This window comes from Achromobacter sp. 01N37, assembly GCF_056399725.1.
Map to the genome: position 1 here is coordinate 568913 of NZ_JBFTRX010000001.1, position 26604 is coordinate 595516.

Genomic DNA, 26604 nt, shown 5'->3' on the forward strand with positions numbered 1-26604 from the left:
CCTGGTTCAAGCTGGCGAAGTTGCAGCCTGATTCAGGCTGGCGAAGTTGCGGCCCGATTCGGCCAGCTGCACGAGCAGCGGCGACGGTTTCCAGAACGCCGGGTCTTCCTTCGCGTAGCTGCGGATGTCGGCCAGCACGCGGTCCAGGCCCACGCTGTCGGCGTAGTGCATCGGGCCGCCGCGATAGCGCGGAAAGCCGTAGCCGGACAGAAACACCACGTCCACGTCCGACGGGCGCAGCGCAATGCCCTGGTGCAGCACGTTGGCGGCTTCGTTGATCATGGCGGCCAGATAGCGGCGCTGGATGTCTTCCTGCGTGAACGGGCGCGGGGTGACGCCCGCGCGGCGGCGTTCTTCGTCGATGATGGCCAGCACTTCCGGGTCGGGCGTGCCAACGCGTGCGCCATCGGCATACAGATAAAAGCCCCGGCCGGTCTTTTGGCCGAACCAGCCGCGTTCGCACAGGCGGTCGGGAATTTGCACGTAGCGCAATGCCGGGTCGCGCGTGGCGGCGCGGCGCTTGCGCGTGGCCCAGCCGATGTCGCCGCCCGCCAGGTCCGCCATTTGATACGGGCCCATGGGGTAGCCGAATTCGCGCACTGCTGCGTCGATGTCGTAGGGCGATGCGCCGTCTTCCATCATCATGTCTGCCGCCTGGCGATGCACGGCAAGGATGCGGTTGCCGATAAAGCCGTCGCATACGCCCGCCCGCACGGGCGTTTTGCGCAGCTTGCGCGCCAGCTCGAAACCGGTGGCCACCGTTTCGGGCGACGTGTGTTCGCCCACCACGATTTCCAGCAACTTCATGATGTTGGCGGGCGAGAAGAAGTGCAGGCCCAGCACATCGGCCGGCCCGCGCGTGGCCGAGGCGATGCGGTTCACGTCCAGGTAAGACGTGTTGGTGGCGAGCACCGCGCCGGGCTTGGCCACCCGGTCCAGCTGCGCGAAGACGGCCAGCTTCACGTCCATGTCTTCGAACACGGCTTCGATGATCAGGTCGGCGTTGTCCAGGGCGTCGTAGGTCGTGGCGCCCGTCAGCCGCGACAGCCGGGCGTCGCGCTCTTCCTGCGTGATGCGGCCTTTCTTGACGAGCAGGTCGTACACCTGGGCCACGCGCCCGCGGCCACGTTCCAACGCCGCGTCGTCCTGTTCAACCATCACCACCGGCAGCCCCGCGTCCAGCACCGACACGGCGATGCCCGCGCCCATCGTGCCGCCGCCCACCACGCCGATAGTGTCCAGCCGGCGCGGCCGCGCTGCTTTCAGTTCGGGGATCTTGGTGGTTTCGCGTTCCGCGAAAAAGGCATGCACGAGCCCTGCGCGTTGCGGGCTGTCCAGGCATTGCAGGAACAGCGCGCGTTCGGTGCGCAAGCCTTCGTCAAACGGTTGTTCGATGGCGGCGCGCACGGCTTCGACGATCTTCGCGGGCGAATACAGGCCGCGCAGCGTTTTGGCGACGTGTTCGCCGGCCGCCGCGGCTTGCGCCAGCGCGGTGGCCTTGTCGGCCAACGCGGCCGTGGCGTCGCGGCTGCGGCGCGGGCCTGCGCCTTGCGCGAGCAACTGCCGGGTGTAGGCCAGGCCAGCGGCCAGTGCGCTGTCGCCATCACCTTCGCCATCGGCCAGCGTGTCGACCAAGCCGGCCTTCACTGCCGCGTTGGCCGACAGGTGCTTGCCCGACAGCATCAGGTCCAGCGCGGCGGCAGCGCCAATCAGCCGGGGCGTGCGCTGCGTGCCGCCCGCGCCGGGCAGCAAGCCCAGGTTCACTTCAGGCAAGCCCAGCTTGGCGCTGGGCAAGGCCACGCGGTAGTGCGCGGCCAGCGCTACCTCCAGCCCGCCGCCCAGCGCTGCGCCGTGCAGCACGGCCACGACGGGCTTGGCGCTGGCTTCGATCTGATTGCACACGTCGGGCAGGGCGGGGGGCTTGGGCGGTTTGCCGAATTCGCGGATGTCGGCGCCCGCGATGAAGTTCTTGCCTGCGCCGACCAGCAGAATGGCGCGCACTTGCGGGTCGGATTGCGCGGCGTCGATGGCGTGGGCCAGATCGCGGCGCACATCGGCGCTGAGCGCATTGACGGGAGGGTGGTCCAGGGTAATGACCAGGATGTCGTCTTCACGGCGCGCGTGTGCGGCGCCGGCAGTGCTGCTGTCGGTCATGAATGCGTGTCTCCTGTTGGGCGGGCGCCGTCGCGGCGCCTGGCGAGCCGGGAACGGCTCATCTCTTATTTCTTCCAGCTTTTTTTTCCAGCTCTTATTTCTTTATTCTTTCCCAGTAAAGAACTCTTGACAATGCCATCAAGAATTGACACGGCGGATAAGAAAATTTGACAATCACGCCCAAGGAGACCCCCATGGACACCAAATCCCTGACTTTGCTGGTGGAAATTCTGGATGCCGGCAATTTGAGCGAGGCCGCGCGCCGACTGAAAATGACGCGCGCCAATGTCAGCTATCACCTGAATCAGCTGGAGCGATCGGTGGGGATGCAGTTGGTGCGGCGCACGACGCGCCACATCGAAGCCACCGAAATCGGCCTGAAGCTGTATCAGCATGGCCGCAGCATTCAAGACGAACTGGTTGCCGCCCGCGAGTCCGTGGAAACCCTGGGCAAGACGCCGCAAGGCCGGGTGCGCTTAAGCGTGCCCAGCGGCTATGGGCAATTCGTGATGACGCCGTGGCTGCTGGAGTTCAAGCAGGCGTACCCCGACATCGTGCTGGACGTGCTGTTTGAGAACAGCGTGGACGACCTGCTGCGCGATGAAGTCGATATTGCCGTGCGCATCATGTCCGAGCCGCCACAGAATCTGGTGGCGCGCGAGCTGGGGCAGGTGCGCTATGTGGCTTGCGCGTCCCCGGCGTATGCCGATGCGCACGGGCTGGCGCAACGGCCCGAAGATCTGGCGCAAACCCGGATCATCAGCGCCGCCGTCATTGGCCGGCCCTTGCGGCTGTCGGCCTACTACGGCGGCCAGCCCCGGCAGCATGTGGTGCTGGAACCCACGGTCATTTCGCGTAACTACGCGTTCCTGCGGGATGCGATCCGGGCTGGGCTGGGCGTGGGCGTGGTACCTGACTACGTGGTGCACGATGACATTGCGCGCGGCGAACTGCTGCCGATGCTGTCGGAATGGCGTTTAAGCATCTTCGGGCGCGGCATGTACATGCTGTACATGCCGAACCGCCATCATCCGCGCGCCATTTCGATGATGATCGAATTCATTCTGGAACGCGCCCAGCGCGGGCATGAAGGCCAGGCGGGGTTGCTGGCCGTGGCGGGCTGACGGGGGCGGCGGCTGGCGGGTGGCTGGCCGACCCGGGAACGATACTTGCTGGGCGCATTGAACAATTCAATGCGAGGGCAGGATGGAAAGCATGACGCCGGCGGTCTTGACGCCACACGGGGAGGACGCCGGCAGCCGTGCGTCCGCGCGCAAGGAACAGGCCGCGAAGGACCAGGCGGCCAACGCCGTGGTGCACGAAGACGCGTCCAACGACGAGGCGGGCAAGGACGCGTCCAACGACGAGGCGGGCAAGGAAGACAAAGTCACCGCGCAAGACGTCGGCTTGATCCCCGATATTGCGCCCAACGTCACGCACGTGTGGGCGCGCGGCGCCTGCCTGACCACGCTGACGGTGCTGGCCGTGCTGTTTTCGTTGAAGCTCGCGCAGGAATTCATCGTGCCGGTGGTGATGGCGATTGTCGTGGCCTATGCGCTGGACCCCGCCGTCACGCTGATGGAGCGCGCCCGCTTGCCGCGTGCCGTGGGCATTCTGGTGTTGATGGGGGTGATGGCTATTGGCCTGACCGGGCTGGTCTACGCTACGCAAAGCCAGGTGGGCTCCATCGTGCAGGCGCTGCCTGAAATCTCTGCGAAGTTGTCTCGCACGCTTAGCGGCTTTACCAGCGGGGATGGCTCGATCATGGAACGCGTCAAAGGCGCGGCCAGCGTGCTGCAAGACACTGGCGGCATTGCGCCGGGCCGGCAAGTGGTCGTGGCCAAGTCCGATTCGGGGCTTAGCGACATCCTGCTGTGGGGCTCCAAGGGCCTGGCCGCCTTTCTGGGTCAGGCGACCATGGGCGTGTTCCTGGTGTTCTTCCTGCTGTTGTCCGGCAACGCGTTCAAGCGCAAGTTCGTGAAAGTGGCGGGCAAGACCTTGTCGCAGAAAAAAATCAGCGTGCACATGCTGGACCAGATCAACAGCGCCATTCACCGCTACATGGCGATGATGCTGGTGACAAACCTGGTGCTGGGCCTGTTGTCCTGGGGGGTGTTTCGGCTGTTGGGCCTGGAAAACGCCGCCACCTGGGCCGTGGTGGCTGGCGCGCTGCACATCATTCCGTACTTCGGCCCGCTGCTGACGGCGGTGGCCACTGGCATTGCCGCGCTGGTGCAGTTCGGCGAGCTCGGGCCGGCGCTGGCGGTGGCGGGTAGTTCGGTCGCCATTGCGCTCTTGATCGGCGTGGTGGTCACGACCTGGATGTCTGGCCGCATCGCCCGCATGAACGCGGTGGCGGTGTTCATGATGCTGTTGCTGTTCACCTGGCTGTGGGGCATCTGGGGCACGCTGCTGTCGGTGCCCATTGCGTTCATCGCGAAGGTGGTGGCGGACCACATCGAAGGGCTGGAGGCGGTGTCGGAGTTTCTGGGCGAGTAGGGCGTGATGTCCGGGCGCGATGTCCGGGCGTGATGTCAGGGCGCGAAGTCCTGGCGCGAAGTCAGGCCATAACACCGGGGCTTGACCCCCAGGGTCGCCGCACCCAATTGCCGCGTACGGAGCGTGAACGTGAATATCGAAGCGGTCTGGTTCCTGCTGATCGGCGCGCTGTTCGCGCTGATGGCGCTGGCCAAGCGTTTCATCGACGCGCTGCCGATGACGGGCGCCATGATCTACCTGGCTGTCGGCTTCGTGATTGGCCCGGCAGGCCTGGGCCTGCTGACCTTGGACGTGTACGACGACCGCCATGCGCTGCGGCTGATCACCGAAGCGGCGCTGCCGGTATCGCTGTTCGCCATCGGCATGCACCTGCGCGTGGCGTGCGGACACACGCTATGGCGCCTGCCGCTGCGGCTGGCTGCGCCCGCCATGTTGCTGACGATCGGCATGATGACGGTGCTGGGCATGGCCGGCTGGGGCCTGGCGCTGGGGCCGGCAGTGCTGCTGGCGGCGGCGTTGGCGCCCACCGACCCGGTGCTGGCCAATGAACTGCGGCCGCTGGAAGCTGGCGACGACGACCCGCTGCGCTTTGCCTTGTCAGGTGAGGGCGGGGCGAACGATGGCGCGGCCTTTCCCTTTGTGGTGCTGGGCATTGCCTTGTGCAATGCCGGGCCGGATGGCTTGCTGCACCCCTGGGCGTTGGCCGCCGAACTCGTCTGGGGCGTGGCCGTGGCCATTGCCATTGGCTGGCTGATGGGCACGCTCAGTGAACGCCTGATCGCCATGTTGCGCATCCGCTTTGGCAATGCGCTGGGGGTGGATGAATTTCTGGCGTTGGGCCTGATTGCGTTGTGCTACGGCGCCACGCTGCTGGCGCATGGCTATGGCTTTCTGGCGGTGTTCTGCGCGGGCGTGGCCTTGCGTCAGCAAGAGCTGCGCGCAACCGGCGGCAGCCAGAACCCGCGCGCGGCGGTTGAGGACGTGACGCCCGCCAAGCAGGAGGAAAGCGCGCAAGACCCCAAGCTGGCCCACGCGCATCTGGCTGAATCGATGATGGCGATTTCAGTCGGGCTGGAACGCTTTGTGGAACTGGCGTTGATGCTGATCATCGGCTGCGTGGTGTCGGCGTGCTGGCGCGACCTGCTGGGCGTGATGCCGCTTGTCGTCATCGCCGTGTTGTTCATGGCGGTGCGGCCGGCGAGCGTGCTGCTGTCGCTGGCGGGGTCCACGCTGGACAGGCGCCAACGCGGGCTGGCGGGTTGGCTGGGCATCCGTGGCGTCGGCACGTTCTATTACCTGCTGCTGGCCATGGAGCAAGCGCCGCGCGGCGTGACGCAGAGCCTGGCGCCGGTGCTGCTGGCGGCCATTGTGGGGTCGGTGCTGGTGCATGGCGTGTCGGCGCAACCCTTGCTGCGGCGCTATCACGGTGCGCGTGCGCCGTAATGGCCCGGCGCGGCAAGCGCCTGGGGTCGCGGGGACGGGCGCATTTCAATCGCACCGTCCGCGCGTCTTCTCTTACGCCGATCCGCCCCGCCTGTTGTTATGCTGACGCATCGCCTCGCCGGATATTTCATGCCCGACTCTGCCCGTACCGTTCCGCCGCCTTCCGCTTCTGCCACCCACCATTCGACCTTGGCGTCCGACGTGCGCCGCACGCAATTGCGGCGCATGAAAATTGCCGCGCTGGCGTTGCTGGTGGCCATGGTTTGCGGCTTTATCACCAGCCACGTCATGGGCGGACAGGGCGCATGGGCGTGGGTGCGGGCGTTTTGCGAAGCGGCAACGGTGGGCGCGCTGGCTGACTGGTTCGCCGTGGTGGCGCTGTTTCGCCGGCCCATGGGCCTGCCCATTCCGCACACGGCCATCATCCCCAGCAACAAAGACCGCATCGGCGACAACCTGGCCGTGTTCGTTCGCGATCACTTTCTGGACCCGGACACGCTGATGGAAAAGCTGCGCGTCTTCGACCCGGCCGCACGCCTGTCGCGCTGGCTGGTGCGCCCCAAGCAGGCGCATGCACTAAGCGATGGCGCGCGCCGCGTGGCCTTGCAGACGCTGGACATGCTGGATGAACAAGCGGTGCGCGGCGTCATCCAGGAATTCGTTGTGAAGAATCTGCGGCGCTGGGATGCGGCCGGCACCGTGGGCGAAATTCTGGGGCTTTTGACGCGCGACGGGCGGCATCAGGAATTGCTGGATGCGGCCATGGAACGCCTGGGCGGATATCTGGGCGAAGACGACGTGAAAGAACGCGCGTCGACGCTGCTGGTGAAGTTTGCGCGCAAGGAATGGCCGCGCATCATCGCGGCGGTGGACGTGGTCAAGTCGGTGGATGGCATTGCCGACAACCTGGCCGACCGCCTTGCGCTGGCGCTGGTGCAGGAAGTGCGCGACGTGCTGTCCGAACCCGATCACCCGGTGCGGCGCGACTACGAGGCCTGGGTGTTGAACTACATCGAACGCTTGAAAAGCGATCCGGCCTTGTCGGCGCAAGTAGAAGACTTGAAGCAACGCGCCATCGACCATCCCAAGGTGCAGGAATACGTGCAAGGCCTGTGGGACGACATTCATGCTGCATTGCGGCGCGATCTGTCCGACGAAGATTCCGCGCTGGCCCGCCATCTGGAAAGCGCCTTGCTGGCGCTGGGCCGCAAGCTGGGCGAAGACCCGAGCCTGCGCGACGCCATCAACAACCATGTGCTGGGCAGCGCGCGCCGGCTGACGGGCCGGCTGCGCATTGGCGTGACCGAACACATTTCGCGCACAGTGAAAAACTGGGATGAACGCCATCTGGTCGACGAACTGGAACTGAGCGTGGGCCGCGACCTGCAATACATCCGCTTCAATGGCACGCTGGTGGGGGGTCTGATCGGCGTGGCGCTGCACGCGCTGGTGCTGCTGGTGAATCGTTAACAAGCCTGCCCGCTTGTATCAGGAATGAAGATTGCTGGCTGTTTCTGCCGCCCCGGTGCTATTGTTTTCTGCGCCATGGGCCAGGGCGGCGCGGTTCGCCCGGCCGGGCATCCGCACCTTGTGTGCATGATTCCAGGAGGCACTTCATGAAGAAAATCTCGATGCTAGTTGCGACGCTGGCACTCGCAGGCGCGTCCAGCGCCGCGCTTGCCGAAAACGTCACCATGACGTTCCTGACGGCCGACGGCCTGGGCAAGAGCGCCGGCACGATTTCACTGAAGGACACCAAGGGCGGCTTGCAGATTACGCCGAACCTGAAGGGCCTGCCGCCGGGCGAGCACGGCTTTCACGTCCATGAAAAGGATTCGTGCATGCCGGGCATGGTGAATAACCAGATGGCCCCAGGCGGCGCTGCGGGCGGCCACCTGGACCCCAAGGGCACCAAGGCGCACAAGGGGCCGATGGCCACCGATGGGCACCAGGGCGACCTGCCGTTCATCGTGGTGGCGGCCGATGGCACCGCCAAGAAAGCGGTCGTTGCGCCGCATTTGAAGCTGGCCGACGTGAAGAAGCACGCGGTGATGGTGCACGTGGGTGGCGACAACTACAGCGACACGCCCGCGCCGTTGGGCGGCGGAGGCGGCCGTCTGGTGTGCGGCGTGGTGAAGTAAGCCGGTTTACGTCAGACCTGCCGGCGTCGTCAGGCCGTGCCGTTGCGGCCGTACAGCCGGTAGCCCTCGCGGGCGGCCAGCCGGTCGTAGTAGGCCATGACGGCGGGCAGGGCGGGCTTAGAGAATTCCCCGAAAGGCGTGCAGAACCAACGGTTGACGGACAAGCCGATGGGAATGTCCGCCAGCGTGAAATCCTGGCCCGCCACATACGCGCCGGTGCGCGCCAGTTGTTGCTCCAGGATGCCCATGGTGTGCGACCAGCTCTGGCACGATGCCTCGATGCTGGCCGCATCCCTATGCGCGGGCGATTGCCGCGCCAGCGCCATGAAGGCGTAACTCCAGGACCGGTTCAGATCGGTCGCCTGCCAGTCTATCCACTGGTCGATACGCGCGCGCAGTTTTGGTTCGGCGGGGTAAAGAGGCTGCCCGTCATATTGCGCGCACAGGTAGCGGATGATGCTGTTCGATTCCCATAGCACGAAATCGCCGTCTTGAATGACGGGGACCATGGCGTTGGGATTCAACGCCAGAAAGGCGGGGTCGCTCGTCGGCTGAAAGCCAGCGCCCCAGTCTTCCCGCGTGAACGGCAAGCGTAGTTCGGCGCAGGTCCACAACACTTTGCGCACATTGATGGATGAGGCCTTGCCTAATATTTTCAGCATCTTGCAGCGGCAGGTAGAGAGGAAATTTGCGCCAGTCTAGCGGCGTGAAAGCCGCGCCGCCAGATACAGATCGCGGCCGCGCCGGGGGTAACAGCGCAGGGCGGGAGCAAGGCCTTGGCAGCTATAACCGCCTTCGCGCAAATTCCATCCGCGCATAGCCCCTCCGCTCAAACCCCATCCGCTCAAATCCCATCCGCTCAAACCCATCCACTCAAACCCATCCACTCAAACCCATCCACTCAAACCCATCCACTCAAACCCCATCCGCGCAACCCCCACCGCTCAAACTCCCACCGCATCCGGCTGGCTGCGCAATCGCAGCACGGGTGACGCGAACAACACCAGAAATTGCACCAGGAACCCGGCCGTGGACACCCATAGGCAGGCGTCCAGGCTGACGCGCGCCGCCAGCGTTGCGCCGATCAGCGCGCCCACGGGCCGCGCGCCGAACGTCGCGGTAAGGATCACTGCCGACACGCGGCCCAGCAGCGCATTCGGCGTCACCGCCTGGCGCAGCGTGGTGGTGGTGATGGTCCATAGAATCGGCCCGGCGCCAAACAGAAAGAACCCCACCGCGGCCCATGGGCCGGACGCATAGGCCAAGGTCGACAGCAAAATGGCGCTGGCCACAAGCGCCGACAGCGGCCCCAGCGCGATCATCGCGCCGAACGACAGCCGGCGCGCGAGCCAGGGCGCGGCCAGCGCGCCCGCCAGCATGCCGGCGCCATACACGCCCAGCGTGATGCCCACCCCCGCCGCCGACAACCCCAGCCGTTCAATGGCATACACCACGTACACGGCCTGGAGCACGAACCAGGCGGTGTTGAAGAACACCGCGGTGATCAGCACTGGCCGCAACAGCGGGTGCGCGACGACAAAGGCGGCCCCGGCGCGCAGTTCGGCCAACACATCGCGGCGGGCCGTGGACGTGGGCGCGTCCTGCGGCAAACCGGCAAGCAGCACCGCGGCTAATAGCGACAACGTGGTGGCCAGCACATACGCCGTCGGCGCACCCATCCAGCCCACCAGCGCGCCGCCTGCGGCCGGCCCCGCGGAAAACGCGCAACTGCGCGCCAGTTCCAGCCAGCGGTTGGCGCTGGCCAGTTCGCGGGCAGGCACCAGGCGCGGCACCAGCGCCGGGGCGGCGACGTTATAGGCCACCGTGCCCACCGCACCTAGAAATCCCAGTGCCGTCAGCCACGCCAGACTGAGTCCGCCCAGCCACAGCAGCGCCAGCAACGCCAGCAAGCTGCACGCGCGCACGCACTCGGCCGCCGTCATCAGCGCACGGCGCGACATGCGGTCGGCCAGCACGCCCGCGGGCAGGGACAGCAGCAGGAAGGGCAAGGTCTGCGCCGTTTGCAGATAGCCCGTTTGCGCAGCGGTGGCGTCCAGCGCCAGCACGGCAACCAGGGGCGCGGCCGCCAGCGCCATCTGTTCGGAAAACTGAGCGGCCAGATTCGAGGCGGCCAAACGGCGGAAGGCAGAGGGCAGGGCAGACATGGGTAACGCCATCAGGCGCTCGGAAACAACAAGGGCACGATCATGATCGTGCCCTTGCTTACCCGCACTCCGGTCCTTGCCATGGGCAAGGGTGGAAACGTTGAACCGGCCGGTCAGGGAATGGCGGGGTAGTCGCCGTAGCCGTCGGGCCAGGGCGTCAGCACTTCGTAGCCGGTTTCCGTTACGACGACCATGTGTTCCCATTGCGCCGACAGCGAGCGGTCTTTCGTGACCACCGTCCAGCCGTCCGGCAACTGCTTGGTGGCGGGCTTGCCGGCGTTGATCATCGGTTCAATCGTGAACATCATGCCGGGTTGCAAGACCAGGCCTTCGCCCGGGCGGCCGTAGTGCAGCACTTGCGGTTCGTCGTGATAGATCTGGCCAATGCCGTGGCCGCAGTATTCGCGCACGATGGAAAAGTGTTCGCGATGCGCCACCGTTTGAATGGCGTGGCCGATGTCGCCCAGCGTGGCGCCGGGTTTCACCGCCATGATGCCGGCGCGCGTGGCTTCGTACGTGGTGTTGACCAGGCGGCGCGCCAACTGGCTGGGCTGGCCCACGTAGTACATGCGGCTGGTGTCGCCGAACCAGCCGTCTTTGATGACGGCCACGTCGATGTTCAGGATGTCGCCGTTCTTCAGCACCTTGGAAGACGGAATGCCGTGGCAGATGACGTGGTTGACCGACGCGCAGATGGTCTTCGGAAAGCCGTGATAGCCGACGTTGGCCGGAATGGCCTTCAGCACGTTCACGATGTATTCGTTGCAGATGCGGTCGAGCTCATCGGTGGTGACACCGGGGCGCACGTGTTCGCCAATCATATGCAGCACTTCCGCCGCCATCGCGCCGGCCTTGCGGGCCATTTCGATATCGGCGGCGGATTTAATGGAAACCTTTCTTGCCATTTACGCGGCCTCCTGCTGGACGCCGTCCGGCAAGCGCCGGGACAAGGACGCAATGGTGAAGCCTTCCGCCTGTTCGATGCGGATCAGCAATTGGCAGATGTCCGCGTGGCGCAGTTCGGGATAGAGCTCGGACAGCATGCCGATGCGCATCCAGTGTTCAGCTTGGGAATTGATCGAGCGGCTGAGTGCGCCGCTGGCGACGCGCAGATTTTCGTGCATCTGCTCAGAGACTTTGACGAGGCCCATGAGGGAATGATCCGTATATGGTTTGTATATGGATCGTATGGTAATCCCAGAAAGGGCTGGCGCGCAAATCGGGGGGGGTGAAAGGCGGCGCTGCCGCCAGCAACGCGATCGGCGCAATCAGCGCGCCTTGGCCCGCGACGTCTTCTTGGCCGCGCCGGTTTTGGCGGAGCCTGTCTTGGCCGAGCCTGCCTTGGCCGAGCCCGCGCGCCCGGCATCCTTGGGCGCGGGCGCCGTCGCAGCTTGAATCTGCTCCATCCACATCAGCGCGTCCGTGTACGACAGGAACTGTTGCAGATACCCCGGCGACAGCTCGCGCATCAGCGACAGGGCGCGGTGCACCAGCTGATTCGAATTCAGCGGGCCTGCGTTCTTGTGGACCTGTTCCTGCGATTGCCGCACCTGCCGGTCGGCGCTGACGCGGGACCAGACGGCGCGGAAGTACTCCAGCATCTGCACATCGGGGTAGGCTTCGCGCAGCCCCAGCGCGTCGCGCGTCCAGGCGGTGTCGCAGTCCGGGGCATCCGGGTACGCCAGGTAATCGATCAGGCCGGCCAGCGCGCTGGGGGCATCATCGGAAGGGAGCGCTTCCTGCTGCGGGGCAGGCGCGTTCAGCGAGGCTTCATAGGCGCTAAGCAAGCCCGCCAACTTCGCGTCCAGCATTTGCCGCGCGGGGCCATGCAATGCCGCCGTGCGTCGCGCCATGGCGCTCATGAACTGAAAGCGCACCGGGTCGGCATGGGCAGCCCCGCTGTCGCGCCAGGCGTCCAGCGTGGCCTGCGCGTCGTGAGCGTGGCCAGTGCCGGGGACGTCCTGACCGTCGCGGACGTCCTGAGTGTCCTGAACGTCCTGACCGTCGCGGACGTCCTGAGTGTCCTGAACGTCCTGACCGTCGCGGACGTCCTGAGTGTCCTGAACGTCCTGCACATCGCCAAGGCTACGAAGGTCGGGCGAGACGCCCGCGCTGCCGTCACTGCTCACGCGGTTTTCCCGGTTCGTTGGACGGCTTGGGGATCGGGGTGATCTCCACGCGGCGGTTCTTGGCGCGGCCTTCCTCGTCGGCGTTGGACGCCACCGGCTGCTCCGAGCCGAACGCGGCGGCGAACACGGTGGACGACGGCACGCCTTCATCGATCAGCGCACGCGTCACCGTCAAGGCGCGCTGCGCCGACAAATCCCAGTTGTCCGCAAAACGGCGGTTGCCTTCGCGCACCTGCTGGTCGTCGGTATACCCGCTGACCATCAGGATTTCGTCGTGCGTCTTCAGATACGCGGACAGCGGTTCGATCAGCGTCTTCAGAATCTCCCGGCCTTCGGGCTGCAACTGATCGGAGTTCAGCGCAAACAGCACGCTGCCGCTGATGCCGATGCGGCCATTGATCAAGGTGACGCGGCCCGCCGCAAGCGGCCCGGCCAGCGCCTGCTCCAGCGTCTCGCGCCGTTGCGTTTCTTTCTGGCGCTGCTTGACCTCTTCTTCCAGCTGCGTCGACAACTGCAACTGCACGCCGATCACGCTGACCAGGATCAGCACAAAGGCGCCCAGCAGCACCGACATCAGGTCGCCGAAGACGGCCCAGGCGGGGGAGGAGGCCTCGACGCCGCCGTCGATGTCTTCGCTCATGCGGCTTCCGCTCCGGCGGTGGCGCGCTGGACGGCCAGCTGTTGCAGGTTCTCGATGATCTGCTTTTGCGACATCAGGCTCAGGTCAACCACTTCACGCGCTTGCGCCACGTAGTAGGACAGTTGCTCGTCGCCACGCGCGATGGACTTGTCCAGCGCCGCTTCGATGCGTTGCAGGTGCGCGACCAGCTTGTCGTTGGACTCGCCGAACAGCTGCACCGCCGTGCCGAAGGACTCGCCCAGGCTGGCCACTTCCACGGCGCTGCTGGTCACGTGCGCCGCCACATCCGCAAGCTTGCCGGTTTCGGCTTCGACGCGGTCGGTGAACTGCGTGCCCACGCGTTCCAGCAGCTCGGCCGACGAGGCCACCAGCGCGTCCACGGCTGTGCGTTGTTCGGCCGCGGTGTGGTTGACCGCGTTCAAGAGCGTGTCCAGCGTGTCGAGCAGGCGGTTGCGCTCTTCGAGCATGTCGTTGTCGCGCACCATGCTGTCCGACAGCTTCTGGCGCAGTTCGCCGATGACGTCCGCCGCGGCCTTCGGGGCTTCGGATGCGGCTTGCACCAAGCGGCTGATCTCGGCAATGGTCTCGCTGGCATGCGCCTGCGTTTGCGACGTGATGTCGTGTGCGGTCTGGGCCAGCGTGTCGGCCACGGCGGCCAGCTTGCCGGTCCAGGCGCCCAGGCGCGCTTCGTCGTTTGCAGCCAGCTCGGCTTGCAGCGTCGCGTGCGACTGGTCCAGCGTTTGCAGCAACGACGCCGAGTGTTGTTCGAAGGTAGCCGCTGCCGTTTCCAGCGCCTGCTGATGGCTCGCCGCCAATTGCTCGTTGACCTGCTCCTGGCGCGTCTGCGCGTCGGTCCAGGCCTGCGTGACGCTGCTTGCCGCCGTCTCCAGACGGGTCGATGCGGCCTCCAGCACCGTCGCCTGCGCTTCGGTTTGTGCGGTGATGTCGCGGGTGGTTTGGGCCAGGGCTTGCGTCAAGGCTTCCTGACGCGACGCGGCTTGCACGCCAGCCAGCTCCCATTCCTGGCCCAGCGCGTCGGCCAGCGCGGCCAGCTTCGCGGTCCAGGCGGACAGCCGTGCTTCATCCTTGGACGCCAGCGCCGCTTGCAGATCAGCTTGCGACTGGTCCAGCGTGCGCAGCAACGATGCCGAGTGTTGTTCGAACGTGGCGGCGGCGGTCTCCAGCGCTTGCTGGTGGGTCGCCGCGAGCTTTTCGCCGACCTGTTCCTGGCGCGCCTGCGCGTCGGTCCAGGCCTGCGTCACGCTGCTTGCCGCCGTTTCCAGGCGGGCCGACACGGTCTCCAGCAGGCGGGCTTGCGCTTCCGTCTGGCCGGTGACGTCCAGTGTGGTCAAGGCCAGCGTGTCGCTGATTTCCTGTTGGCGGGCAACGGTGTGCTCGCCAGCGGCCTTCCATTCCTGGCCCAGCGTGGCGGCCATGGCGGTCAAGGTGCCGGTCCACGCCGCCAGACGCTCGTGGTCTTGCGCGGCAAGCGCCGTATGCAGATCGGCGTGCGATTGTTCCAGCGTGCGCAGCAAGGACGCCGAATGTTGTTCGAAGGTGGCGGCGGCCGTCGTCAAGGCTTGCTGATTGTCGGCAGCCAGCTTCTCGCTGACTTGCTCCTGGCGGGCCAATGCGGTGGTCCAGCGGTCCGACACGCCGTTCGCAGCGGACTCCAAACGGGCCGACACGCTTTCCAGCAGCAGCGCTTGCGCTTCGGTTTGCGCGGTGATGTCGCGCGCGGTGCGCGCCATCGACTCGCTGATCGCTTCCTGGCGGCTGGCGGCTTGCGCGCCAGCCTGTTCCCATTCCTGACGCAGCGTGGCGGCCATGCCGGCAAGCGAATCCGTCCAGGCGGACAGACGCTCGTGGTCCTTGGCGGCCAGCGCCGTTTGCAGGTCGGCATGCGACTGGTCCAGCGTGCGCAGCAGCGACGCCGAGTGCTGTTCGAACGTGGCGGCGGCGGTGGTCAGGGCCTGTTGATTGTCGCGGGCCAAGGTCTCGCTGACCTGTTCCTGGCGCGACAAGGCCGAATCCCAGCGGGCCGACACGTTGTTGGCCGCGGCTTCCATGCGCGCCGACACGCCTTCCAGCACGCTGGCTTGCGCAGCGGCCTGGGCGTTGATGTCGCGCACGGTTTGCGCCAGCGTGTCGCTGATGGCTTGCTGACGGGCGGCGGCTTGCGTGCCAGCCTGTTCCCATTCCTGGCGCAGCGTGGCGCCCATGGCGCCCAGCGTTTCCGTCCAGGCGGCCAGGCGTTGCTGATCGCGCGAGGCCAGGTCCGATTGCAGCAGCGCGTGCGAGTCGTTCAGCGTGCGCAACAGCGACGCCGAGTGTTGTTCAAAGCTGGCGGCAGCGGCCGTCAGGGCTTGCAGGTTGTCGCCCGCCAGCTTCTCACTGACGCGCTCCTGGCGCGATAGCGCCGAGGTCCAGGCCTCGGACATATTGCCCGACGACGTTTCCATTCGCGCCGACACGCCATCCAGCAGGGCGGACGAACGTTGCTCAAACGTTTCGGCAAAGCGGTCGAGGGAGGCGCGCAAGTCCTGCGCCAGCGTTTCGCTTGCGCGCTGCTGGCCGGCCAGCGCCTGGTTCCAGATGTCGGCCACATTGGCGGTAGACGATTGGAAGCCGGACGTCAGGCTGCTCAATTGCTGCTGCACGGCTTGCGTCACCGTGTCTTGCAAGCTGGCGGTTTCGCGCGACAGGCTGGCCATCGTGGCTTCAACAACGGGCTGCAAGGCCACGCCGGCCGAGCGCGCGCTTTCGGCCACGCCTTCCTTCATGGACTGTTCCATCACCGACGCCAGGCGGGCGTAGGCGGCCTCGGCCTTGTCCTGGAACGCATCCTGGCTGGCCATTTGGCGGTCATTGATGGCGCGGGTTTGCTGCTCCATGTTTTGCATCATGGCTTGCAGGCGGTCTACCAGCGTGGGCATGGCTTCGGCCTGACGCTGCATCACTTCGGCTTGCCGTTGCAGCAGCTTGAAGGATTCTTCGCGTTGATAGCTTTGCGAATACACGCGCAAGGTCGTGGCGATCTTGGTATCCAGCGACTGGGCCGCCTGCACGCGTTCACGGCGGCACAGCGCAGCCAGCAGGCCCAGCATGGCGGAGGTGGCCACGCCGGCAATCGACGTGCCAAAGGCGAAACCCAAGCCCTTGACCGGCGCGGCGAGGGACGCGCGGATAGCGCCCAGGTCGGTCGCGCTTTCCAGCGCCATGCCGGTGCCGCGCAGCGTGACGACCATGCCCAGGAACGTGCCCAGCATGCCCAGCAACACCAGCAGGCCGACCAGATACGGCGTCAGCGCCGGGCCGGGCAGGCCGACCCGTTCGCCTTCCACGCGCAGGCGCGCGGCGTTGCGCAGGCTGGGATGCAGCTGATCCAGCCAGGAAGCCAGGCTGGCCGGCGCTTCGGATAGCGAGGCCGTGGACCGCGTCAGGGTGGACGTGGCCTGCTGATACCGCAGCAGTTCCCACGCGCCCGCCAGATAACAGACGCCAATCAGCAGCGTCACGGCCAGCGCCAGCGGGTTCGTGCCCGCATAGCCCACGCCAATCCAGCCCACAACGGCCAGACCGGCCAGGAATACAACGAAATTGATCAGAGTCTTGGACATGGTGTCCTGGTTAGCTGGCGCGAAGGGCGGCAAGCAGCCCTTCGACCGGTTGTAAACGAACATCCAATTCGGCAAGCAGGACGCTGCGCATATCCTTGCGGAACACGTCCAGCCAGGCGCCGGGGGTAATCGGCTGGGGAGCGGGCTCGGCTTCAAGGTCGGGCGCTTCGGCCAGCCGCAGGCGTTCAAAATGCGTGTGAAGCAGCTTTGGAATCAGCCCAAACAAGGCGCGTTCCTTAGGCAGCAGCGCGCGGTCCATGATGGCGTCCACGACGGCCAGCCTTGTCATTTCGCCATTTCTGGCCGCAACCATGCCGCGCAAACGGCTGCGCAAATTGCCTACGCTGGTCTCCATCGTGTGCTGCAACGACTGATACCGCTGACGAAAATTCGAGTAATCGGCCTCGGCTTGCTCTACAGCCGCCGACTTCTTGGCCGGCGCTTGTCCGGGAACAAGCCGCTTGGCGGCCGTGGCCGCCGTATCGCTGGCGATGGCATCGGCCAGCGTGGTCCGGACACGCGCGCATTCGCGCTCTTCGGCACTGCTGAACTGACGCGCGCCAGGGGCGATCACCGGCGGGCGGGTATTCAAGGCCGCGGAAAGCGCGATCGCATCCGTCCAACCGAGCCACAGGCTCAAATGGTCGGACAGCGATTGCCTGGATTCCGGAACGTCGACATCCGTCAGGCGAGTCAGCAAGCGAATGAGCGTCGGGCCGCTTAAACCTGTGCGCTGTGGGGCTTGCAACATACCACCAGAGTCAAAAAGGGGGGAGTTTACACGCTGACGGGCAGGTTAAGGGCGGGGTGAGGACTCCACGCGCGATAAATGGGGACGCATCATCTGAAGGCTGCCCAATTGGGGGCGGTTCAAGGGGGCCAGCTCGAGGGGCCTAGCTCAAGGGGCCCAGCTCAAGGGGGCCAGCTCAACGGCCCCGCTCAACGGACCCGCTCACTTTGGGCTGATCACTCTCTGTCATCCCCGCTGGCCCATTGGCTCAGGTCGTCGACGGGGCGGGGCAGGTAGCCTTCCAGCGTCTGCGCGATCCAGGCGGGGTCAATATAGTTGTAGGTCGATTCGATCACCCAGGACAAAAAGTCCTGCGGGCCGCCATTCATATATGGGGGTGGCGACACCGGCTTGAACACGGTGGGCAGCTTGTCGTGGATGGACGCGTCGTTCAGCACAAAGCCCAATTCCTGCACGACTTGCCAGGCCAAAGGGTTCTGGAGGTCGATGGTGAACTTGACCCACCAATAGGCATCGCTTGTCACCTGCGAGGACAGCACGTTCACGCCCGGCATCCGCGACAGATAGTCCACCAGCTTGGGCAGCCCGGCTTTCAACACGGCCGGGTTGATGGCTTCAACCGGCGGTGTGACCGATTCCAGCTTCTTCAGAATGTGCGCGTGCAGCGTACGGTTGGCGTCGGCGGCCTCGCGTTCCAGCGGTTTTTGCAGACTCTTGGGTAGCGTCAGTTCCATACGTTCCAATTATGTGTAGTTAAGCGGGGGACTTGGTTGGGGGCGCCTAGCCGGGAGCGCCGAGCTGGGGTCGCCGAGCCGACGGCCGCTCGGCCGGGCAGCCCCGCATTGTGCCAATTTGCGCGCCGTCCGGCACGCCCCACCGACGCAGCGGCGGTGGTAGATTGTTCCGCACCCGAATGCCAAGGCGGATATTGAAGTGGGCGAGATCACCAACGAGCTTCTGATCGCAAGCGCGGCGCGCGCCTTGGCCGCGGGCGATCCGCTGGGCGCGCTGAACCTCGTGGCGTTGCGTGACGAGGCCCCCGCGCTGGCCCTGCGCGGCATCGCCATGGCGCAATTGGGCGACTTTTCCCGGGCGAAGGCGCTGTTGCGCAACGCAGCGCGGGCCTTCGGGCCGGCGCATCCGGTCGCGCGCGCCCGCTGCGTCGTGGCCGAAGCCGAAGTGGCGCTGGCCTCGCGGGATCTGGCCTGGCCCGAAAAATCGCTGGCCGCGGCACGCGCCACATTGGCGTCACACGGCGACCCCCTCAACGCAGCGCACGCCGCGTATCTACAGGCGCGGCGGCTGTTGCTGCTGGGCCGCCTGGACGACGCCGATCTCGTTCTGGCCGGCGTGGACGCCAGCCCCATGCCCGCCGCCTCGCGCGCCATCCACGAACTCATCACGGGCGGCATCGCCATGCGCCGGGTGCAGGCAGGGGCGGCGGGCGCGGCGCTGGCTCGCGCACAACACGCCGCGCGGCAGGCCGGCATTCCCGCCTTGATGGCCGAGGTGGACCACGCGTTGCAGACGCTGCATGCCCCCGCCGCGCGGGAAGTCTTGCAAGACGGCGCGCGCGATCTGCGGCTGGATGAGGTCGAGGCGCTGCTGGCATCCCCGGCGCTGATCATCGACGCCTGCCGCAACGTCGTGCGCCAAGACGGCCAGACGGTGCCGCTGGCCAGCCGCCCGGTCCTGTTCACGCTGGCGCGGCTGCTGGCCGAGGCCTGGCCGCAAGACGTGACCCGCGAACTGCTGATCGCCCAAGCGTTTCGCACCGGCTTTCAGGACGACTCCCATCGCGTGCGGCTGCGCGTGGAAATCGGACGCCTGCGCACCGCGTTGCGGCCGCTGGCGGGCATCAACGCAACGCGGCACGGCTTCGTGTTGCGGCCGCATGCGGACGCCAACGTCGTCGTGCTGGCGCGCCCGGTCGACGTGGCGGACCGAGATCACGCCGCCGTGCTGGCTTGCCTGGTCGACGGCCAGGCGTGGTCCAGTTCCGCGCTGGCGTTGGCGCTGGGCGCAAGCCAGCGCACCGTGCAGCGCGCGTTGGATGCGCTGGCGGCCTCGGGTCAGGCGCAGCCCTTGGGCCATAGCCGCGCCCGCCGCTGGACGACGCCCGCCGTGCCGGCATTCACGACAAGCTTGTTACTCCCCGCGTTGTTGCCGGCTCAGTAGCATGAAGTCTCCTCCTTCAAGGACACAGTCATGAAACGAACCCAAGCCCAAATCCTCCGTGAATACGGCCCTTTCCCTGGTGTCGACAGCGTGCATGGCGTCACCTACGACGGTCATCAGGTCTGGTTTGCCGTCGGCGAAAAACTGATCGCGCTGGACCCCGATAGCGGCGAGACACCGCGCGCGTTGAATGTGGCGGCCAACGCCGGGACGGCCTTTGACGGCAAACACCTCTATCAAATCGCCGAAGGCAAAATCCAGAAGCTGGACCCGGCCAACGGCAAGGTCCTGGCCACCATCCCCGCGCCCGGTGGCGGCGGCGATTCCGGCATGGCTTGGGCCGATGGCTCGTTGTGGGTCGGCCAGTATCAGCAGCGCAAGATCTATCAGGTGGACCCCGGCACCGGCAAGGTGCTGCGCACGATCGACTCCAACCGCTACGTCACCGGCGTCACCTGGGTCGACGGGCAACTGTGGCACGGCACCTGGGAAAACGACGTCAGCGAATTGCGGCGGCTGGAACCGGACACCGGCGCGGTGCTGGAAAGCGTGGACATGCCGGCGGGCGTGGGCGTGTCGGGCCTGGAGTCGGATGGCGCCGACCGCTTCTTCTGCGGCGGGGGTAATTCCGGCAAGGTCAGGGCAGTGCGGCGCCCCGGGTAGAATCGTTCGAAGGCCGCCACGGCTGTTGGGTGGCGGCGCTTAGCGCTATGTAGAGCTACGCAGCGTTATCCAGCACCTCTTGGCGCTATCCCAGCATCCCTTGGCGCTATCCAGCACCTCTTAGCGCCATCCAGCACCACTCTAGGAACCGCATGAAATTTGCTCCGCTAGGCATGTTGGCCTTGGCCGCGATCGGCATCACGGCCCAGGCCCAGCCCCTTGTCATCCCCACGCCGGAAGAAGCCCACGCCGCCGTGCTGACGCTGCTGGGTGATGATCTACCCGGGATGAAGACCTCGCAACTGGCCATCGGCACCTGCCTGCCCGCACCCAAGCCGTCGCACAAGGGCCGGGTGTCTTGCACCACCATGCTGCTGATGCCAGCCGGCACGTCCGAGGCGCCCATGGACTTCTATCAGGACGGCGGCAAGTGGGTGGCCTCGCCGCCGACCAATATGGAACTGCCGTTTCCCGACCCCAAGCTTGCCGACAAGCATTGGGTGGAAGGCAAGAGCAAGCCGTAGAGCAAGCGTTAGAGCAAGCCATAGAGCAAGCCGTAGGGGCAATTCAGGCCATCGCGGCCCGCAGCAGCACATCCTCGTAAAACGCGCCGATGGGTTGGTGCTGGTCGCGCACCTGAATCTCAAGCACCCAGATGCCATCGCCGGGCACGAAATCCGCATTGGCCAACTGATGCTTGCCATACAGCGCGTGCGGAAAATCTGACACGCGATGGCCGGGTATCTCATGCACCAGCTTGCAGCCCAGCTCGTGCGCGTAGGTGTCCGCCAGCTCATACAGCGCTTGGCCCGTCATGCCGTTTAACCACGCCAGGCGCGTGCGTTCGAAGACGTCGCGCGCGGCTTGGGCGCAGCGTTGCTGGTCGGCATTGCTGCCGGTGACGAAGGTGTCGCCGTAGTCGCCTTCATAGCCGTCCCAGACGGGGCCGATATCGATCACGAAGATGTCGTCTTCGCCCAGCGTGCGTTGGCGGTCGGTGGGATGCACCGCGGGCGATTGTGAATCCGCGCCGAAGCGGATGTAGGTGGGGTGCCAGTTGTGCGACGCGCCCATCTGGCGCAGGTGCGCGTCGGCCCGTGCGATGGCGTCGGCGGTGGTGATGCCGGGCGTCATCAGCGCGGCGATCTCATGCACGGCGGTGATGGAACGTTGGCGGGCTTGCAGGATGCCGTCCATCGTGAAGCGTTCGCTGACGCGTTCCCAGGGATGAGCGGCAGGGGCGGGCGGTGACGCAAGCGTGGCGCTTGCCGGTACAAACGCTTCCGACTGAAAGCGGCCATCGGGTAGCCCGGCATCACGCAAGCGCGCTTGCGCCGCACGCACCATGGCACCGTTGCCGCAGGCGTAGACCAGCGTACGCGCCCAGTCATGGCCGGCTTGGGCGGCGCGATCTTGTACGTAGTGCGCGTCGTCGTGCCGGGCATCGTCGTGCCGGGCAGTTCCGTCACCCGACAGGACGGGGTGCCAGCGGAACGCCGGGCCTTTGCCTTGCAGCGCATTCAAGAGGCCGCTGGCGTAGCAATCGTCCCGTTGGCGCGCGCCCCAATACAGCGTCACGGTGGTGAAGTGATCGCTTTCCAGGGCGCGCATCAAGATGGGAAACACGCCGGCCAAGCCCGTGCCGGTGGCCAGCAGCACCAAGTGGCTGACCCCGTGCGGCAACGTCGACGGCAACACGCAAGCGCCATACGGGCCTTCCAGCGTCAAGGCGTCGCCTGGCGTTAACGCGGGCAAGATGTTGTTGGTGAAAGCGCCTTGCGGCGTGCGGCGGATATGGAACTCCAGCCGACAGGCGCCTGCCGCGCCGGGCGTATTGGCAATCGAGAAGCTGCGGCGTCCACCATCCTCCAGCAGCAGCTGCACGTGCTGGCCGGGCAGATAGTCGAACGCGTCATCGCCTTGGATGTCGATGATCAGCTGCGTGATGTCGGTGGTTAGCGGCCGCCGCGATACAACGCGCGCGTCGTAGCGCTGCGCGGGGCGGGCAGGCGCGGTCCAGTGCGCAAAGCGCAAGCTCAGATCGCTGACGGCGCGGCATTGGCACATCAGCAATTCGTTATCCGCCGGCACGTAGGAACGTTCGTTCGGCGCGGTGATGGGTTCGAAGTCACCCGCCACTACCTGCGCCCGGCACGAGCCGCATTCGCCGCGTTGGCACGAGAAGGGCACGGGGGCGCCCTGGGCCAAGGCCGCATCCAGAATGGACGTGCCGCCATCGGTCGTGAACGAGCCGGTTTCCAGCGTGATGGTGTAGCGCGATGACATCGATGTCTTCCTGATTGGCATAGGAATAAAGGAATCTGGTCACGCCAATTTATCGATAGAATGGCTTATCGAATAGAGCCATATTCATAAAAATGAGCAAGCCACTTATCGAGCGCCATGGCACAGGCACAGGCACCGCCACCGCCACCGGCACCGGCACCACCACCATCACCGCCACAGGCATCGGCACAGGCATCGGCGCAGGCATCGGCGCAGGCAAAGGAAAAGGCACAGGTACGAGCACAGGCACAGGCAAAGGCACCGGCACCGGTACGAGCACACGCGCGCGTACCAAACAGGAATCCAGCCTGGACTTGCCTGCCGACCCGCCCCGCGCAGGCGAATCCAAACAGGCCTGGGTGTACCGGCAGATTCAGGAACGCATCTTGAAAGGCGTGCTGGCGGAGGGCGCCCGCCTGCCATCCACGCGTGAGCTGGCGGCGCGATGGCAGGTGTCGCGCTCCACGGTTGAAGCGGCCTATGACCAATTGCGCGGCGAAGGCTACACGGCGGGTACGGTGGGATCAGGCACCTACGTGTCGGCGGTGATTCCCGACAACTTCTTCCGCAGGGGCTTGCCGGGCGACGGCATCAGCGCCAACACGGGCAGCAGCACCGGCACCACCACCAACACCGGCACCGGCACCAACACAAGCCCAAGTACCAACACCAGCACCCGCAGCACAGGCCGCGCCGTCACCGCCAAGTCCGCAACACCCCCCGGCCCCACACCCTTATTCGCCGCCAGAACCGCTGACGCATCGCTTTTTCCCATGCCGGCGTGGCGCAAGGGCTTGATGATCAGCGCGCAGCACGTCACGCCCAGCCAGTTGGCCAACGAGGAATCGCAGGGCTGGCTGCCGTTGCGCGTGCAGATTGCGCGCTACCTTGGCGCGGTGCGCGGCATTTCGTGTGAGCCGGATCAAATCGTCATCCTGACCGGCATCCGCGATGGCCTGGACCTGAGCGCCCGCATCTTGCTGACGCGTCAAGACAAAGTGCTGATCGAAGATCCGGGCTATCTGACCGCCGTGCCGCTGTTCAGCCAGTTCACGCCCAAGGTCATGCCCATCGCCATTGACGAGCACGGCTTCTCGGTCGCGCGCGCCAAACGCCAGCGCGGCGTGAAGCTGGTACACGTGACGCCCGCGCACCAGTCGCCCACCGGCATCACGATGCCCGTCTCGCGCCGTCTGGAATTGTTGGCGTGGGCCGAGGAGCAAAACTGCTGGATTGTCGAAGACGACTACGACAGCGAATTCAACTACGACAGCGCGCCGCTGCCCGCGTTGAAGAGCCTGGACACCGCCGACCGCGTCATTCACCTGGGCAGCTTCAACAAGACCATGTTCAACGCGCTGCGCATCGGCTATGCCGTGCTGCCCAAACGCTGGGTGCCTGCCTTCACGCGCGCGCGCCACACCACCGGGCGGTCCAACAGCATGATCGAGCAGATGACGTTGGCCCGCTTTCTGGAAGACGGCAGCTTCGCCCGCCATATTCGCAAGGCGCGCGCGGTGTATGCGCAGCGGCGCGATCAGGTGATGCACGAATTGGCGCAAGCCATGGGCAATGCGCCGTTGCGCGTCAGTGGTGAACACGCGGGCTTTCATTTGCTGTGGTGGCTGCCTGCGGATGGGGACATGGCGGGGATACAGGCGCGGGCGCGGGCCATGGGCATCGCCGTGCTGCCGCTATCGGACTTCTGCCGGCGCGTGGCCTTGCCGCCGGGGCTGGTGATCGGCTACAGCGGCTTGTCAGAACCTGAGATCGCGCAACAGGGTGCGCAACTGCGCGCCCTGTTGGCGGGTGCCGTGTCCGCCGCATGAATCGGCCGGGTGCGGCCACGCCTGACGCGCGCTTAGAATATCGCCCCGGCCATCGGCCACCACAACGGAGTAAGCAGGCATGCATTCTTATCCCGCCTTGGCGCAAGCCCACGGCATCCCTTTGCCGGCCTTGTTGCGCCATTTGATTGAAGCGGGCCTGGCGGACTACGGCGCGGACGTCAAAGCCTGGGTGGCCGACTGGAGAGCGAACAAGCTCGCGGCGCAGCCTGCGTTGTCGTGCATCGATGACTTCGAATGGATCAAGGCGGACGAGGCCGCAGAAACCATTGATGAATGGTTGAATCCCGCCTATCAGCATGGCCGCCGCTTTCTGCCTTTCGCCCAAACGGGGGCGGGCGATGCGTATTGCCTGACGCCGCTGTCCAACGGCGGCGTGGGTGTGGCGCTGGTCTGGCACGACGCGGACACCAGCAAGATCGAAGCGGTGTCATTCGACGTGTTTGCTTATGAAGCCGTGGTATGCAGCGCGGGGGATGCCTCGCACCTGATCGACGACGGATTCAGCCGGGCGGAAGCCGCGCAGTGCGTGGCCGCGAACCTCCGTGCCGTGGCGCCGTCGCTGCCGCAAGACCTGCGCGCGGAACTCGATGGCATCGCCCAGTTGTTGACCGGGTCTGACGGACAGGCAGACGGCCCGGCGCTGGTTCCGGCCGCAGCCGTCGACGCCGCCTTGGCGCGCGTACCTGCCGTGCAAGACGCGCCATTCGCCGTGGTGGCGCGTTGGGAGTGCGGCGAAGGCTGATGCCTTGCGGCCAACGCACTAGTACTTCTGGCTAGGGTAATTCCTGACAACAAGCTGATTGTCAGCTGTTTGTCAGGACGGTTTAATCACCACAAAGTTGCAAAGCAGTCGTAGCCCCGACACCGGGAAGCTCGCAGCAGGCGTTTCCCCGCGTCCTCGCAGGTGCAGTTACTACAAGCTGGTCCGTGTAGTCCACCCAAGGAGACAACAAGCCATGCAACACGTCACAAAGCCCCGCCGCAAGTTCATTTCCGGCGCTGCCGCCGCGGGCGCCGCCGCACTCGGGTTCCCCGCTGTCACCCGGGCGCAGAACGCGCCCATTTCCCTGCGCTTTCAAAGCACCTGGCCCGCCACCGACATCTTTCACGAGTTCGCCCGCGACTACGCGCAAAAGGTCAACGACATGGCCGGCGGCCAGTTGAAGATCGAAGTGCTGCCTGCGGGCGCCGTCGTGAAGGCGTTTGACCTGCTGGACGCGGTGTCGGCCGGCACCTTGGATGGCGGACACGGCGTGGTGGCGTATTGGTACGGCAAGAACACGGCCGTGGCGCTGTGGGGCTCGGGGCCGTCGTTCGGCATGGACGCCAACATGTTGCTGGCCTGGCACGAGTACGGCGGCGGCAAGGAATTGCTGGTGGAAATCCAGAAGGCCATGGGCGTGAACGTGGTGTCGCTGATGTACGGCCCCATGCCGACGCAGCCTTTCGGCTGGTTCAAGCGGCCGGTCACCAAGGTCGAAGATGTGAAGGGCGTGAAGTTCCGCACCGTGGGGCTGGCCATCGACATGTACACGGCCATGGGCGCGGCGGTAAACGCCTTGCCGGGCGGTGAAATCGTGCCGGCGCTGGACCGCGGTTTGCTGGACGGGGCGGAGTTCAACAACGCGTCTTCCGACCTGGCGCTGGGCTTTCAGGACGTGTCCAAGATCTGCATGCTGCAAAGCTTTCACCAAAGCGCCGAGCAGTTCGAAGTGCTGTTCAACAAGGGCAAATACGACGCGTTGCCCCCGCACCTGAAAGCGGTGTTGAGCTATGCCGCGCAGGCGTGCAGCGCGGATATGTCATGGAAGGCGGCCAACCGGTATTCGCAAGACTACGTGAAGCTGCAAAAGGATCACAACGTCAAGTTCTACAAAACGCCGGACGCGATTTTGCAGGCGCAGCTGAAGATCTGGGACGAGATGATCGCCAAACGCTCGGCCGAAAACCCGCTGTTCAAGAAAGTGCTGGACTCCCAGCGGGCCTTTGCTGAAAGGGTGGGGCGCTGGCACGGCGACGTCTCGGTGAATTACCGGATGGCCTACAACCATTATTTTTCGCGCGCCACGAAGCCGGCCTGATCCC

22 protein-coding genes are annotated in these 26604 nt (G+C 65.7%); 11 read left to right on the forward strand and 11 right to left on the reverse strand.

All coding sequences use genetic code 11. From position 1 onward, the window contains the following. Positions 1–6 precede the first annotated feature (6 nt). Positions 7–2154 (reverse strand): 3-hydroxyacyl-CoA dehydrogenase NAD-binding domain-containing protein, encoded by a 2148-nt coding sequence (locus tag AC1DSJ_RS02440; protein WP_441370933.1) that lies wholly within the window; start codon positions 2152–2154, stop codon positions 7–9. Between the two features lie 194 nt (positions 2155–2348). On the opposite strand from AC1DSJ_RS02440, the gene AC1DSJ_RS02445 reads away from it, so the two are divergent. From AC1DSJ_RS02445 to sodC, 5 genes are all read left to right on the forward strand, one after another. Beyond that, entirely contained in the window at positions 2349–3278 is a 930-nt protein-coding gene (locus AC1DSJ_RS02445; RefSeq protein WP_175169130.1) for a LysR family transcriptional regulator, read from the forward strand. Between the two features lie 91 nt (positions 3279–3369). After that, positions 3370–4653 carry an AI-2E family transporter gene (locus AC1DSJ_RS02450; RefSeq protein ID WP_175169129.1) on the forward strand — a complete coding sequence of 428 codons (1284 nt, stop codon included), beginning with the start codon at positions 3370–3372 and terminating at the stop codon, positions 4651–4653. A 129-nt stretch (positions 4654–4782) separates the two neighbouring features. Continuing rightward, on the forward strand, positions 4783–6096 hold the full coding sequence (locus tag AC1DSJ_RS02455; protein WP_427945333.1) for a cation:proton antiporter: 1314 nt from the start codon (positions 4783–4785) through the stop codon (positions 6094–6096). Between the two features lie 225 nt (positions 6097–6321). Then, on the forward strand, positions 6322–7566 hold the full coding sequence (locus AC1DSJ_RS02460) for a DUF445 domain-containing protein (RefSeq protein ID WP_156336454.1): 1245 nt from the start codon (positions 6322–6324) through the stop codon (positions 7564–7566). 146 nt (positions 7567–7712) lie between these two features. After that, complete coding sequence (gene sodC, locus AC1DSJ_RS02465) at positions 7713–8237, forward strand: superoxide dismutase family protein (RefSeq protein ID WP_054421467.1); 525 nt, start codon at positions 7713–7715, stop codon at positions 8235–8237. A gap of 29 nt (positions 8238–8266) precedes the next feature. Here the strand turns inward: sodC and AC1DSJ_RS02470 are convergent, their stop codons facing one another. The 9 genes from AC1DSJ_RS02470 to AC1DSJ_RS02510 form a co-directional block, all read right to left on the reverse strand. Then, positions 8267–8899, reverse strand: coding sequence for a glutathione S-transferase family protein (locus AC1DSJ_RS02470; RefSeq protein ID WP_441370935.1), 633 nt, complete (start codon positions 8897–8899; stop codon positions 8267–8269). 282 nt (positions 8900–9181) lie between these two features. Then, positions 9182–10402 carry an MFS transporter gene (locus AC1DSJ_RS02475; RefSeq protein ID WP_441370936.1) on the reverse strand — a complete coding sequence of 407 codons (1221 nt, stop codon included), beginning with the start codon at positions 10400–10402 and terminating at the stop codon, positions 9182–9184. Positions 10403–10515: 113 nt separating this feature from the next. Continuing rightward, a complete protein-coding gene (gene map, locus AC1DSJ_RS02480) occupies positions 10516–11307 on the reverse strand; it encodes a type I methionyl aminopeptidase (protein ID WP_054421470.1) in 792 nt (263 codons plus the stop codon). Continuing rightward, the gene (locus tag AC1DSJ_RS02485) at positions 11308–11553 is read right to left on the reverse strand and encodes a ParD-like family protein (RefSeq protein ID WP_054421473.1); all 246 of its coding nucleotides are present in this window, start codon (positions 11551–11553) and stop codon (positions 11308–11310) included. It abuts the gene before it with no gap. Between the two features lie 117 nt (positions 11554–11670). Then, positions 11671–12321: a DUF2894 domain-containing protein gene (locus AC1DSJ_RS02490; protein WP_441371078.1), complete on the reverse strand. Its 651-nt coding sequence runs from the start codon at positions 12319–12321 to the stop codon at positions 11671–11673. A 199-nt stretch (positions 12322–12520) separates the two neighbouring features. Beyond that, complete coding sequence (locus AC1DSJ_RS02495) at positions 12521–13171, reverse strand: OmpA family protein (protein WP_441370937.1); 651 nt, start codon at positions 13169–13171, stop codon at positions 12521–12523. Beyond that, on the reverse strand, positions 13168–16791 hold the full coding sequence (locus tag AC1DSJ_RS02500; RefSeq protein ID WP_441370938.1) for a DUF802 domain-containing protein: 3624 nt from the start codon (positions 16789–16791) through the stop codon (positions 13168–13170). The genes AC1DSJ_RS02495 and AC1DSJ_RS02500 overlap by 4 nt, the downstream gene beginning before the upstream one ends. A 10-nt stretch (positions 16792–16801) precedes the next feature. Beyond that, positions 16802–17542 (reverse strand): DUF3348 domain-containing protein, encoded by a 741-nt coding sequence (locus AC1DSJ_RS02505; RefSeq protein WP_441370939.1) that lies wholly within the window; start codon positions 17540–17542, stop codon positions 16802–16804. A gap of 215 nt (positions 17543–17757) precedes the next feature. Continuing rightward, the gene (locus tag AC1DSJ_RS02510; protein ID WP_054421478.1) at positions 17758–18276 is read right to left on the reverse strand and encodes a hypothetical protein; all 519 of its coding nucleotides are present in this window, start codon (positions 18274–18276) and stop codon (positions 17758–17760) included. 199 nt (positions 18277–18475) lie between these two features. Between AC1DSJ_RS02510 and AC1DSJ_RS02515 the strand changes: the two genes are divergently transcribed. The 3 genes from AC1DSJ_RS02515 to AC1DSJ_RS02525 all read left to right on the forward strand — a co-directional run bounded on the left by AC1DSJ_RS02515 (position 18476) and on the right by AC1DSJ_RS02525 (position 20907). Next, entirely contained in the window at positions 18476–19720 is a 1245-nt protein-coding gene (locus tag AC1DSJ_RS02515) for a helix-turn-helix domain-containing protein (RefSeq protein ID WP_441370940.1), read from the forward strand. A 30-nt stretch (positions 19721–19750) separates the two neighbouring features. Next, positions 19751–20383: a Vgb family protein gene (locus AC1DSJ_RS02520; protein ID WP_441370941.1), complete on the forward strand. Its 633-nt coding sequence runs from the start codon at positions 19751–19753 to the stop codon at positions 20381–20383. Positions 20384–20535: 152 nt separating this feature from the next. Continuing rightward, entirely contained in the window at positions 20536–20907 is a 372-nt protein-coding gene (locus tag AC1DSJ_RS02525; RefSeq protein ID WP_156336395.1) for a hypothetical protein, read from the forward strand. 43 nt (positions 20908–20950) lie between these two features. Here the strand turns inward: AC1DSJ_RS02525 and AC1DSJ_RS02530 are convergent, their stop codons facing one another. Continuing rightward, a complete protein-coding gene (locus AC1DSJ_RS02530; protein WP_441370942.1) occupies positions 20951–22669 on the reverse strand; it encodes an NAD(P)H dependent flavin oxidoreductase family protein in 1719 nt (572 codons plus the stop codon). A 92-nt stretch (positions 22670–22761) separates the two neighbouring features. On the opposite strand from AC1DSJ_RS02530, the gene pdxR reads away from it, so the two are divergent. The 3 genes from pdxR to AC1DSJ_RS02545 all read left to right on the forward strand — a co-directional run bounded on the left by pdxR (position 22762) and on the right by AC1DSJ_RS02545 (position 26600). Next, complete coding sequence (gene pdxR / locus AC1DSJ_RS02535) at positions 22762–24498, forward strand: MocR-like pyridoxine biosynthesis transcription factor PdxR (RefSeq protein WP_441370943.1); 1737 nt, start codon at positions 22762–22764, stop codon at positions 24496–24498. Between the two features lie 79 nt (positions 24499–24577). Continuing rightward, positions 24578–25261 (forward strand): SMI1/KNR4 family protein, encoded by a 684-nt coding sequence (locus AC1DSJ_RS02540; RefSeq protein ID WP_441370944.1) that lies wholly within the window; start codon positions 24578–24580, stop codon positions 25259–25261. A gap of 214 nt (positions 25262–25475) precedes the next feature. Beyond that, positions 25476–26600, forward strand: a complete 1125-nt coding sequence (locus tag AC1DSJ_RS02545) for a TRAP transporter substrate-binding protein (protein WP_054421487.1) — start codon at positions 25476–25478, stop codon at positions 26598–26600. Positions 26601–26604 lie beyond the last annotated feature (4 nt).

Bases quoted from the DNA above. Each gene is read 5' to 3' on its own strand.
- AC1DSJ_RS02545 (WP_054421487.1), top strand. From the start codon at position 25,476: ATGCAACACGTCACAAAGCCCCGCCGCAAGTTCATTTCCGGCGCTGCC.
- AC1DSJ_RS02450 (WP_175169129.1), top strand. From the start codon at position 3,370: ATGACGCCGGCGGTCTTGACGCCACACGGGGAGGACGCCGGCAGCCGT.
- sodC (WP_054421467.1), top strand. From the start codon at position 7,713: ATGAAGAAAATCTCGATGCTAGTTGCGACGCTGGCACTCGCAGGCGCG.
- AC1DSJ_RS02475 (WP_441370936.1), bottom strand. From the start codon at position 10,402: ATGTCTGCCCTGCCCTCTGCCTTCCGCCGTTTGGCCGCCTCGAATCTG.
- AC1DSJ_RS02500 (WP_441370938.1), bottom strand. From the start codon at position 16,791: ATGTCCAAGACTCTGATCAATTTCGTTGTATTCCTGGCCGGTCTGGCC.
- AC1DSJ_RS02460 (WP_156336454.1), top strand. From the start codon at position 6,322: ATGAAAATTGCCGCGCTGGCGTTGCTGGTGGCCATGGTTTGCGGCTTT.
- AC1DSJ_RS02510 (WP_054421478.1), bottom strand. From the start codon at position 18,276: ATGGAACTGACGCTACCCAAGAGTCTGCAAAAACCGCTGGAACGCGAG.
- AC1DSJ_RS02445 (WP_175169130.1), top strand. From the start codon at position 2,349: ATGGACACCAAATCCCTGACTTTGCTGGTGGAAATTCTGGATGCCGGC.
- AC1DSJ_RS02470 (WP_441370935.1), bottom strand. From the start codon at position 8,899: ATGCTGAAAATATTAGGCAAGGCCTCATCCATCAATGTGCGCAAAGTG.
- map (WP_054421470.1), bottom strand. From the start codon at position 11,307: ATGGCAAGAAAGGTTTCCATTAAATCCGCCGCCGATATCGAAATGGCC.
- AC1DSJ_RS02505 (WP_441370939.1), bottom strand. From the start codon at position 17,542: ATGTTGCAAGCCCCACAGCGCACAGGTTTAAGCGGCCCGACGCTCATT.
- AC1DSJ_RS02540 (WP_441370944.1), top strand. From the start codon at position 24,578: ATGCATTCTTATCCCGCCTTGGCGCAAGCCCACGGCATCCCTTTGCCG.
- AC1DSJ_RS02485 (WP_054421473.1), bottom strand. From the start codon at position 11,553: ATGGGCCTCGTCAAAGTCTCTGAGCAGATGCACGAAAATCTGCGCGTC.
- pdxR (WP_441370943.1), top strand. From the start codon at position 22,762: ATGAGCAAGCCACTTATCGAGCGCCATGGCACAGGCACAGGCACCGCC.
- AC1DSJ_RS02440 (WP_441370933.1), bottom strand. From the start codon at position 2,154: ATGACCGACAGCAGCACTGCCGGCGCCGCACACGCGCGCCGTGAAGAC.
- AC1DSJ_RS02520 (WP_441370941.1), top strand. From the start codon at position 19,751: ATGAAACGAACCCAAGCCCAAATCCTCCGTGAATACGGCCCTTTCCCT.
- AC1DSJ_RS02530 (WP_441370942.1), bottom strand. From the start codon at position 22,669: ATGTCATCGCGCTACACCATCACGCTGGAAACCGGCTCGTTCACGACC.
- AC1DSJ_RS02495 (WP_441370937.1), bottom strand. From the start codon at position 13,171: ATGAGCGAAGACATCGACGGCGGCGTCGAGGCCTCCTCCCCCGCCTGG.
- AC1DSJ_RS02525 (WP_156336395.1), top strand. From the start codon at position 20,536: ATGAAATTTGCTCCGCTAGGCATGTTGGCCTTGGCCGCGATCGGCATC.